Source organism: Sphingomonas gei, assembly GCF_004792685.1.
Lineage (GTDB): Bacteria > Pseudomonadota > Alphaproteobacteria > Sphingomonadales > Sphingomonadaceae > Sphingomonas > Sphingomonas gei.
Genome location: NZ_SRXT01000013.1, coordinates 1 through 11,000, shown reverse-complemented (window position 1 = coordinate 11,000; position 11,000 = coordinate 1). Strand labels below are relative to the sequence as shown.

General features: G+C 65.2%; 6 protein-coding genes and 2 pseudogenes. 1 reads left to right on the top strand and 7 read right to left on the bottom strand.

Annotated elements, in window-relative coordinates:
• From E5A73_RS21860 to E5A73_RS20995, 7 genes and pseudogenes are all read right to left on the bottom strand, one after another.
• Positions 1-102: pseudogene (locus E5A73_RS21860) on the bottom strand (5-dehydro-4-deoxy-D-glucuronate isomerase); the annotation flags it as partial.
• Between the two features lie 24 nt (positions 103-126).
• Entirely contained in the window at positions 127-1,575 is a 1,449-nt protein-coding gene (gene uxaC, locus E5A73_RS21020) for a glucuronate isomerase (RefSeq protein WP_135965823.1), read from the bottom strand.
• Positions 1,576-1,584: 9 nt separating this feature from the next.
• On the bottom strand, positions 1,585-3,138 hold the full coding sequence (locus E5A73_RS21015) for an MFS transporter (protein ID WP_135965822.1): 1,554 nt from the start codon (positions 3,136-3,138) through the stop codon (positions 1,585-1,587).
• 108 nt (positions 3,139-3,246) lie between these two features.
• The gene (locus tag E5A73_RS21010; protein WP_168356052.1) at positions 3,247-4,284 is read right to left on the bottom strand and encodes a DUF885 family protein; all 1,038 of its coding nucleotides are present in this window, start codon (positions 4,282-4,284) and stop codon (positions 3,247-3,249) included.
• A gap of 245 nt (positions 4,285-4,529) precedes the next feature.
• The gene (locus E5A73_RS21005) at positions 4,530-8,303 is read right to left on the bottom strand and encodes a LamG-like jellyroll fold domain-containing protein (protein ID WP_135965820.1); all 3,774 of its coding nucleotides are present in this window, start codon (positions 8,301-8,303) and stop codon (positions 4,530-4,532) included.
• 61 nt (positions 8,304-8,364) lie between these two features.
• The gene (locus tag E5A73_RS21000; protein ID WP_135965819.1) at positions 8,365-9,156 is read right to left on the bottom strand and encodes a 2-keto-4-pentenoate hydratase; all 792 of its coding nucleotides are present in this window, start codon (positions 9,154-9,156) and stop codon (positions 8,365-8,367) included.
• A 94-nt stretch (positions 9,157-9,250) separates the two neighbouring features.
• Positions 9,251-10,732: a UxaA family hydrolase gene (locus tag E5A73_RS20995; RefSeq protein WP_135965818.1), complete on the bottom strand. Its 1,482-nt coding sequence runs from the start codon at positions 10,730-10,732 to the stop codon at positions 9,251-9,253.
• Positions 10,733-10,898: 166 nt separating this feature from the next.
• Here E5A73_RS20995 and E5A73_RS21855 point away from each other — a divergent pair.
• Positions 10,899-11,000, top strand: a pseudogene (locus E5A73_RS21855) (5-dehydro-4-deoxy-D-glucuronate isomerase); the annotation flags it as partial.

The following is an 11,000-nucleotide window of genomic DNA, read 5'->3' as shown; positions in this document are numbered from 1 at the left end:
CTCACGGAACAGCCCGTCGATCAGGTAACGATCGCGCAACTCCTCGTTCGAGACGCACTCCATCATGTCCGGATGCGTGGCGTAATAAGTGCGGTCGAACATGGGATACTCCGTTGGTCTGATGGATCAGGCTGCGGCGGCGATCGGCGCCGGCGCTTGTTGGTCGATCTTATAGGCTTTCCGCACGAGCCCGTTGGTCAGTTCGTGCGCGAGCTCAAAGGCTTCCCAGTCGAGCAGCCGCCCCTCGGCGACGAGCTGGCCGAGGAACCCGCAATCGATCCGCCGCGCGACATCGTGACGCGCCGGTATCGACAGAAACGCCCGGGTATCATCGTTGAAACCGACGGTATTGTAAAAGCCGGCGGTCTCGGTGACTTGCTCGCGAAAGCGCCGCATGCCCTCGGGGCTATCGTGGAACCACCAGCTCGGCCCCAGCTTGAGGCACGGATAATGCCCCGCTAGCGGCGCGAGCTCGCGCGCATATACCGTCTCGTCGAGCGTGAAGAGAATGATCGACAGCGTCGTCGAGGTGCCGAAGCGATCGAGCAAAGGCTTGAGCGCATGGACGTAATCGGTGCGCGTCGGGATGTCGGCGCCCTTGTCGCGGCCGTGGCTGGCGAACAGGCCCCCATTGTGGTTGCGGAAAGACCCTGGATGGATCTGCATGACCATCCCGTCCTCGGCCGACATCGCCGCCATTTCGGTCAGCATCTGCGCGCGGAAGAGTTCGGCGTCCTCGGGAGTCCAGCTGTCCGACAGGATCGTACGGAACAGCCGCTCGGCCTCGTCATAGCCGAGGTTCGCGGTCTGCGCGGTCGGATGGCCGTGATCGGTCGCAGTCGCGCCCGCGGCGCGGAAATCGGCGCGGCGCTTGCGGTGCGCGGCGAGATAGCCGTCCCACGACCAGACATCTTGGCCGGTCTTCTCCGCGAAGACCTTCATCGCGCCGGCGAACTGTTCGTGCTCGACGTCGATCACCGCGTCGGGACGATAGGTAGTCACCACCCTCCCCTTCCAGCCGCTGTCGCGGATCGTGTGATGGGGGGCGAGATCGTCCTGCGGTCCCTCGGTGGTCGCGAGGAACTCGATGCCGAAGCGATCGAACAGCGCACGGGGCTTGAACGCGTCGCTCGCCAGCTTCTCGTTGATGCGGTCATAATAGAGGTCGGCCGTCGAGACATCGAGCGCCACGTCGAAACCGAACACCTCCGCGAACACGTGGCCGAGCCACATGCTCGACGGCGTACCGCGGAACAGGTGGATATTCTCGGCAAAGGTCCGCCACGCCTTGCGCGGATCGGTCCCCGGCATCCCCGCCTTGCTCGGCACGCACAGATCGTCGAGCGCCACGCCCTGCGAATACAGCATGCGATAGAGATAATGATCGGGCGAAAGCAGCAATTCAGTCGCGTTCGACCAATTCTCATCGGTGGCGAACCACTTCGGATCGGTATGGCCGTGCGGGCTGATGATCGGCAGCCCCGCCACTTCCCGATAGAGCGCACGCGTGATGCTCCGCGTGCGCTCATCGGCCGGAAACAGGCGGTCGGGATCGAGTTTGAGGGGCTTGGTCATGATGCTCTCTCAGGCTTGCGGCGACTTGTCGCGGAACAGCGCATTGGCGACAATCGCAAGGATCGCAACCGCGCCGAACGCGCCGAGGATCGTCCAATAGGTGCCGGTCTGGAAACAGGGCGAGGCTACGCCCATCCACACCGGCACGCAGCCATCGACGTTCTTGCCCGAGGCGAGGAACACGATCACCCCGCCCAGCCCAGCGGCAACCGACGCGATCACCCCCCAGGGAGTCGAGTGATGGAAGCGCTCGACGCGTTCGAGACGCGGGGTCAGCAGATGCACCGACAGGATCGCGAGGAAATACGCCGCGCCGGCGGCGATGAACATCGGCGCGTAGCTGCCCACCCGATCGAGAATGTCACCCGAATATTTGGAGAACAAAGCCCCGCCGATCGCGCCCACCGTACCGCCGATGCCGATCACCGCACCCACCGCGAAGCGCGGGAAGGTATCCGACGGCAGCGTATACAGATTGGCCGAGAAGCCCTGATGCGCCGCCGCCGCAATGCCGATCAGGATCACGCTGACCCAAAGATTGTCGACCGAAGTCGCGAACACTACCGGCAGCACGCAGAAGGCGCAGATCAGCATGGTCAGCTTGCGCGCCTTGTTGACGCTCATCCCGCTTTTCATCAGCCGGCCCGAGAGCCAGCCGCCGGCGATGCTGCCGACGTCTGAGATCAGATAGATCGCGCCCAGCGCCAGCGCCGCGGTCGGGGTCGACCAGGTCTTGAGGTCAAGCCCATATTGCGCGCCGAGAAAGCCCGGCAGCCAGAACAGATAGAACCACCAGATCGGGTCGATGAAGAACTTGCCCAGCGCGAACGCCCAGGTCTCACGCGTGGCGAGCAGGCGCAGCCACAGGCCCGGGGTCTTCACGTCGGGGTCGGCGGGATCCTGCGTGATGTGCGCCAGTTCGCCACTGCCCACCTTGGGATGGCTCGCGGGATCGTCGCGGTAGATGGCCAGCCAGGCGATCAGCCACAGCACCCCGAAGATACCCGTCGAGATGAACACCGTCCGCCAGCTCATCTGGAGGTGCGAGATCATCACATAGACGATCAGCGGCGTCAGAATGGCGCCGACATTGGCGCCCGCGTTGAACAGTCCGATCGCATAAGCGCGTTCCTTTTGCGGGAACCATTGCGCGACCGATTTCACGCCAGCGGGGAAGTTGCCCGATTCACCGATGCCGAGGCTGAACCGGGCCAATGCGAACTGAGTGACGCTGTAGGCGCCGCCATGCGCAATATGCGCGATCGTCCAGATCACCACCGCAGCGGCATAGCCGAGCCGCGCACCGATCACGTCGACTATCTTGCCGAATCCAAGATAGCCGACCGCATAGGCGATCTGGAACCACACGACGACATCGGCATAGGTCCGCTCGCTCATGTGGAGCGCGGGATCTTCCATCATGATCGGCTTGAGCAGCCCGATCATCTGGCGGTCGATATAGTTGATCGCCGTAGCGGCAAACAGCAGGCCGACGATAACCCAGCGATATCGCCCGATCCGGTCCGCGGCGCCCGCTATCGTGGCGCCTCGCGCATCGCTCATTCAGCCTCTCCTACTGTTATTTGCCGCATGAGTCTCGTTCGCAGCTTGATTGGATGGTTAGCCTCTACCTCCGGCGGAGGGAAGCGGCGGGGCGCGAGGTTTCGCATTTTACTCCCTAATCCCAACATTCGAAATCAGCCGCATCGGCTTGCGGCCATGCGTTAGTATCGCCCGGTTTGCCCTGCGCAGTGGCGCGCCGGCCGAACCGCGGACCCGATCCGCCAGCTTGAGCCAGATCAGCGCCTCGGCCGCCCGCGCCGCTGGCTCGCCGACGATGCGATCGAGATCCTGCTCGAACGACGCGAAATAGGCCGGCGCGCCCTGAAGCGCATCGAGCCGCGCCCGCGCTTCCGCGACGCTCCACCGGCGATGATGAATACCGGTATCGACCAGCCCGCGCACGGCACGGAACAACAGCCAGTGGATGTGCCCCAGTTCCTCGAGCGGCGCGCCCGAATATGCGCCGTGATCGGCCATCAGCTGCTCGGCATGGATCGCCCAGCCCTCGGCGAAGCCGGGCAGATAGGCGATGCGCAACGGATGTGGGGCCGCTGCAGCTTCGATCGGAAGCTGGACCATGTGCCCGGGCAGCAACTCGTGATGGACCACGCTGTGCAGGCTCCAGCGGGGTCGGCGGCGGATCTGCTTGAGGTCGACGAAATACGCGCCCGACTGGCCGGCGGACGGGATCTGCCGATAGCCGCCCTTTCCCGTCGCCTCCTCGGCGCGGCGCATCCGGCGAACGCTCACGTCGAGGCTGGCGCTCGGCACCCGGCCGATCAGCGCGGGCAACGCACGGCGGGCGTTACCGAGCCAGCGGTTCATGTCGGCGACCGCGGCATCGCGGCCGGCATCGTCGTCCGAATAGAGCCAGCGCGAATCCGCAAACATTGCCTTGAAGCGGTCGCCCACATTGCCCTTGCTGAAGCCCGCGGCGCGCATCAGCCGGTCGGCGCGCGCACCAAGGTGCGCAACCATGATTTCGAACCGGCGGTGTGCGGACTCGGGATCGATGCGTTCGCCGAGATGGCGTTCGAGCAACAGGGCGAATGCTTCGGCACCATGTGCATGGCGCCACAATCCCGGCTTGGGAGCGGGCGGGACGCGGTAGGGGCCTTCCGACTTTCCGCCCGGAATGAGTCGCACCAATTGCGAATCTATCGCAAGAGCGCTGCGAACGGTTCGCAAATCCAGGCTTGCCGAAGGCGATAATGTCGACGCATCGAACGCCCTGAGTTGTGCAAGGCGGGCTTCGTAACCGGGTATGGCATCGAGGCGGTCCAGCACCCCGCGCAGATTCTCGTCATCGCTCGACCGGGCCAAAGCCGGCATTGCCGCCATCGCTACCGACGCGGTCATGCCGGTAAGGAGATTGCGACGGGCGAGCCGGATCATCGACGCGTGACTGACGCCAGCGGAACCATGTTGTTGCGCAACGTGACTTCGCGTCCGCCATCGTCCCGCGCGAGGCGCAACCGCAGCGTTTCGACCGCGGCGCCCCCCGGCACCGTGAGGCGTACCCGCGCCGTCTTGGGCGTCAGGTCCGTCGGTGCGGCGAGCGCCGCGATCTTCGTGGAGGTCACGGTGCGACCCGAGGCGTCCTCCAGGAAAAGCGTACCGCCCGGCGCAGCGGCCGAGCCCAGGCTATGCACGATGACGGTCAGCGCGCGGCCCTTCAAGACCACATCGTCGACCCCGATGCCCAGATCGGGACGCACCGACGGATCCTCGCCAGCCTGTTCCAGCGTGAAATCGAGCACGGTGGTGGCGCGCGGCGCGAAGCTGACGTTGGTGACGGCGCTGCGCTCGAGATCGAGCGACGTGCCGCCCGCCAGGTCCGATCCGTCGGGATTGGTGCCCGCCCGCATCGTCCAGCGGCCCGCCGCGACGTTCCAGCTACTCATTTCGGCGCGCTGCGCCCGATCGCTCATGTTGTAAGCGACGACGCGAAAATGCGCGCGGGTGGCGCCGGGGACCAGAATCGCGACTTGCTCGGCTGCACCCGGCTCGGCGAAACGCCAGCTGACCGTGTGCCCGGGATAGCTCTGGTTACGCGCCAGCGCGATGCCGCCGAGCCGCTCGCGCTGCAGAAATTCCTGCGCCATCGAAACGCGATCCGACCACCAATGGCCTCCGGTCATCATGTACATGCGATTGATCTTGAGGGCTGCCGCCTCGCGGTGCAGGGCGGCGAGCGGCCGGATATCGCCGCTTTCCTGCCACTGAACATAGCGACCGAGCTCGCCGCGTCCCCTCAGCGCCGCAGCCCATTGCTCGCCGCCGGGAAGCGCGGTCAACGCATTCTCGTTGAATTCGGCGACAAGCGACGGCGACGCGGCGAGGCGCGAGGTGATCGGACTCAGATACTTGGCATCGCCGGTGAAGCGCCACGCGGCCCAGGCAGACTGAAGCGGTACGCTTGCGCCGCCGCCATCGCCCTTGCGTTCGGCATCGCTGCGCCAGTTGATTTGGTTGGGGAAGCTCCATTTGCCTGCGGCATCCTGCTTGCCGTGCGCGATCAGGCCGTCGACGAGGCCGGTGATCAGGTGCTGCGCCGCAGGATTGGCGTTGTAGACGCCCATCAGGATCGGGGTGTGAGTGACCACCCAGCTATAGGGCTTCTGCCATTCCCACGGCCCCTCACGATACATCTTATGCGCGCCGTACCAGTTGCTCGCAAAGTGCAGGTGCCCCGCGGCATTGGGGAGGATCACGCTTTCGAGCCCCTTGATGGTGGCGAGCATCCGCTCGACCGAGCGCGGTTCGCCCCAGTTGAGGTAGAGCCGCGCAGCGTCGGCGTTCATTCCCTCTTCGTAGGCGTGGAGCTCGTCGGCAGTGAGCACTCCCAGTCCATTTTCCATCATGCCATGCTTGTACACCGCCTCGGTCAGGGCGCGGAGCGAGGCGTTGATCTTGTCGGGCTCGACGCCCATCAGCGCGAGTCCCGGCCATTGCTGGACGAGGTCGACATCGTCCGACAGCCCGCCGCCGAAATCGCCGAACGGCACCTGGCGATTGTCGATCCACCAATTGACGAACTCGCGGACGCGGCCGAGATCCTGAAGCTGAAACCACGCCCATTCGGGCACGCCCGCGGGCGCCGGGGTTACCGCCACGCGCGGCATCTTTTCGGGGCTATAGCTGATATCGGCCCAGTAACGGCGGCCTTCCGCGTGATCGGGATCGACGCGGAGCAAGTCGCCGATATCGGCATAGAGCCGGCGATACAGGCCCTCGCGTTGCGATGCGGTGTGCTCCTCGACCAGAAAGGCCCAATTGTCCCTCACCTGATTGAAGCGATCGGCAACGTGCTCTGCCTTGGCGACCTCGCGCTCCTTGAAGACGAGACGGACGTTCATTCCGTCGAGCGACTGACCCGTGAAATCGGGGGCAGCGGAGGCGACCGTAAGATACAGGTTATCGTTGGTGAGGATGCGGTCGCGCAGGTCGAGCCATAGCGTGCGCGCTTGCTTTAGCTTCACCGAGACCGAGACGTCGATCATGTCGCGGCCGGGCCAGATCGGATCCTTGATGCGGATGTTTAGGGCAATGCGGCCACTTGAATCGGAAGTCACGTTCAGCGCCGGAATGTCCAGCGCGATGCCATCCAGCCCGTCATGGCTGTTCTCCCAGCCATAATTCCACGCGCGGGCGATCGGCTTGCCGGGATCGGCGGGGCCGAAGCCCGACGGGATCAGGACATGGACGATCGGCGCCTCGAAGCCGGTGCGGACCGCCACGCCGGTTGCGGCGGCACTCCCTGCGGCGGGGGCTGCACTGCGTGCCCCAGCGGGCAGCGCAATCACGGTAGCACGCGCATTCGCCGGATAGCGGCCCGCGATAAAGGCTTTCAGATCCTTGAGGGTCGCGAGATCGGCCGCAGCCGAGGCGTCGACAGTGTAATCGAGCTTGTACGTCCCTTTAGGCTCGACGGCTTCGGTTATGTTGTACGCCCAGATCTCCTGGATCGGCTGTTCCTGCTCGCTATTGGTGAAGCGCAACGTGCCACCGGTGCGCGGCGCGAGTTGGTCGACACTGCGGACCAAGCCTCTGGGGCGCTTCGCTACCGCGGCGAAGCGGTCGCCATCGGCGCTCCAGGCGAGGTCACCATAAGCCGCGCCGCGTATCTCGATGCGGTTGAACGCTTCGCCTTCGGGGACGCGCAGCGTGTATGCCTTGCCGCCGTCGACATAGACGTTCCAGTCGGGCAAGTCGAAATAGTCGCTGCGCCCGGGCAGCCGCGAGCGGTTGTAGACGCCCGGCCAAGTCGTCTCGGCGATTCCGTCGACGCCCTTCCACATCCATTCTTTGAGGTCCTTCGCATCGGCGAACTCGACCTTGCGGATGCTGGTGGATGGCGCGGTGAGGAGCGGCGGCGCGCCGCGGTCCCAGCCGAAGCGGTGAAGCCAGGCAGCGCGATCGAACCTCGCGGCGGCTTTGGCGACGGGCTCGGCGCCTTCGGCGAGTTGCGCCGCCGCCGAACTATCGAGCAGCTGATCGTAGATTCGGACTTCGTCGAAATCGCTGCCGCGGGTGAAATTGTAGCGGCTCTGGACCTGGTGGGGCGAAAGGACGCGCGCGGCGAGGCCGAACTGGTCGAGCCCGGCGTCGAGATCGGCGCGGGTCTGATCCTGGGCGACGAGCTTGCCGTCGACGAATAGCCGGACGCCCTGCGCCTCGTCCCAGCCAAAGGCGATATGATGCCACGCATCGGGCGTCGGAAGCTGGTCCATCCGCCACGACACCCGAAGGCGCGACAGGTTTGCGTCGGTGACGAAGGCGTCGAAGCCGTGGCCGTTCCAGTCGATGCGCAGGAACGCCATGTCCCAGCTCGAATGATCCGCAAAACCCGTGCGGAAAATAACGAACGGCGCTTCGCCGACGGGTTCGCGCGCGCGCCAGAAGAAAGAGAGCGTGCCGCGCTGAGCGAGCATGTTGCCCGGTGCGGACCAAGTCAGATAGCCGTCATCGGGCCAGCGCATCGCGGCGCCGTGCGCTCCGTCGGCAACGATCGTCGTTCCGCTCTGGAAATTGGGCTGCGCTTCGCCGTTCGCGACCTCAGCGGCGAAGCCCTTGTCGCCGCTCGCACGAAACAGCAGCGCCTGAGCCGACGCGGAGGGAGCCGGCGCGGTTGCGGCGACAAGCGCGAGCAATACCCGCTTCATGCGAACCCGATCGCCTCCGTTCGCGCCTCAACCATGCTCACTCCAATCGCGTTCCGCCTTCTTACGAGGCGGTGATCGTGCAGCGCACTTCGAAACCGTCGCCGAAGCGGCATTCCACCAGATCGCCGCGCTTGACCGGATGAACGCCCGTCACCGCTCCGCTCGATACCCATTGGCCGGCCTGCAGCGCGATGCCGCGCGCAGCCATCAGCTCGAGCAGGAAGCGCACCGCCCCGACGGGACCGTCGAGCATCGTCTCGGCAGTGGCGGCGCCGATGCGCTCGCCGTTGATGTCGAGTTCGACCGGCCACGCCTTGATGTCGGCCGAGCGCCAATCCCTTATTTCGGGGCCGATGACGAGGCCGTTATTGTTGCCGAAATCGGAGATGGTCACGGTCGGGCCGTGATCGTTGATACCGGCAAAGGGCGAGCTGGCGATCTCGATCCCGACATGCACCGCGTCGATCAGGTCGATCGCCTCCGCTTCGGTGAAGCTGGTCCTGCCCGCCGGTGGCGCGGCGCGCAGCCGGAACAGGAACTCGGCCTCGGCGGCAGCGAAGCCATCGCCGAAAATCGACATGTCGACACCTTCACCCGCCAAGACGATGCTCTCGGCGAAGATCGGACCGGCAAGCCGATCGACGCCGTTACGGGGGGGATTGATCCGTCCGACCTTCCAGCCGCCAATCTCGCGGCCGTTTAATGCGATGGCGTGGTCCTGCACGGCATAGGCATCGTCGAGCCCCGCGGGGACATTGCCCGGATACTCGCGAAGCCCGCGGCTTTCGCGGCGCGCCTCCACGAAGGTCTCGGCGATACGGCGCGCTTCGTCGGCAAAATGAACGGATGCCACCAGGCCCCTTCCTCTCAAATCTGTTTCGCGGAGGCGTAGGGGAAACCGGTGTCAGTAGCAACGGCAGAGTGTGGATTTTGCACCCTCACCACGATCATAGCGTTACCCCTCGTTTCCAGAAGGCGATCTCGCGTTCGCCGTTTCGTTCGGCTGCGGTCTCGGCTCCCGAGGCGATCGCGAGGATGCGGTCGATCAACGCTTCCTCCGCGGCCTCGAAGCCGTCGGTCAGCACCTGCCCTGCGTCGAAATCGATCCACCCGGGCTTCCGCAGCGCCAGTTCGCTGTTCGAGGCGATCTTGACCGTGGGTACGGGAAAGCCGAGTGGCGTGCCGCGGCCGGTGGTGAACAGGATCACGGTCGCGCCTGCTGCGGCCAGCGCGGTCGAAGAAACCGCATCGTTGCCAGGAGCCTCGAGCAATGTCAGGCCGGTACGTTCGATCCGCTCGCCATAGCGCTTGACGTCGGTGAGAACGGCATGGCCCGCTTTCTGTACCGCCCCCAGCGACTTTTCCTCGAGCGTGGTGATACCGCCGGCGACGTTGCCCGGCGACGGATTCTCCGAGACCGGTTCGCCATGGCTGAGGAAATAGGTCTTGAAGTCGTTGACCACGTCGACCACGCTATCGAACACCTCACGGCTCTCGGCGCGGTCCATCAGCATCTGCTCAGCGCCGAATATCTCGGGAATTTCAGTGACGATCGCACTGCCGCCCGCGGCCGTGACGACATCGCTCATCCGCCCGACCAAAGGATTGGCGGTGAGACCCGAAAAGCCGTCCGAACCGCCGCATTTGACGCCGAGGACGAGCTTGTCGAGCCCGACGGACTGGCGCTTGGTCTTCGCAGCCTCGGCAGCGAGATCCGCCACCGCCGCGAGACCCTCTTCGACCTCATCGGCCGCGTCTTGCGCGACGACTGCGCGGATTCGGCCGCGATAGCTATCCGGCACGTCCTTGAGCAGCCGCGAAAGCTGGTTCGATTCGCACCCCAGCCCGACGAGCAGAACACCGCCCGCGTTGGGGTGCATCGCGAGCGCCGCGAGCATCCGCCGCGTGGCACCGAGATCATCGCCAAGCTGCGAGCAGCCATAGGGATGCGCGAAGGCATGGACGCCGTCGACTTGACCCTGATGGCGGCGCGCCGCCTCCGCGGCAATGCGCTCGGCGGTGCGGCCGACACAGCCTACGGTGGGCAGGATCCAGATTTCGTTGCGCGTGCCGACCCGGCCGTCTTCGCGGACATAGCCGAGGAAGGTGCGCGCGCCCAGGACTGCCGCGCGCGGGGTGGCATGCGGTTCATAGCGATAGTCGAGCGTGCCCGAGAGGCGTGTCGCCAGATTATGGCTGTGGACATGATCGCCTGCGGTGATCGCGACGGTGGCGCAACCGATCGGGAAGCCGAACTTCACGATCGTCTCGCTCACGGCGATGTCGCGCAGGGCGACCTTGTGACCTTTGGGGATGTCTGCGCGCGCAATGACGGCAGTATCGCCGATCTCGATCGTCTCGCCCGCGACCGCGGCTTCGAGCAGAGTGGCGACATGGTCGCTCGAATGAATCTTGAGGGCAGTCGTCATGCGTCTTCCGTGGCGCCCGTGCGCCGCTGGCTATTTGGGTCGAAACGCGCGCGCGCGCAACCATTTGCCGGCGCCGTTGCAAACATGTCTGACACCGGTTACCCGATGAAGCAAGCATGCAGGAGCGCCGCCGTGCGCACCTCCCGCAAGTTGACAGGAGAGAGCGATGTTCGACCGCACCTATTACGCCACGCATCCGGACATGATGGAGTGCGTCTCGAACGAGGAGTTGCGCGATCGTTACCTGATCGACGGGCTGTTCCGCGAA

Coding starts and splice junctions, on each gene's coding strand:
- E5A73_RS20995 (WP_135965818.1), bottom strand. CDS start 10,732: ATGACGACTGCCCTCAAGATTCATTCGAGCGACCATGTCGCCACTCTG.
- E5A73_RS21015 (WP_135965822.1), bottom strand. CDS start 3,138: ATGAGCGATGCGCGAGGCGCCACGATAGCGGGCGCCGCGGACCGGATC.
- uxaC (WP_135965823.1), bottom strand. CDS start 1,575: ATGACCAAGCCCCTCAAACTCGATCCCGACCGCCTGTTTCCGGCCGAT.
- E5A73_RS21005 (WP_135965820.1), bottom strand. CDS start 8,303: ATGAAGCGGGTATTGCTCGCGCTTGTCGCCGCAACCGCGCCGGCTCCC.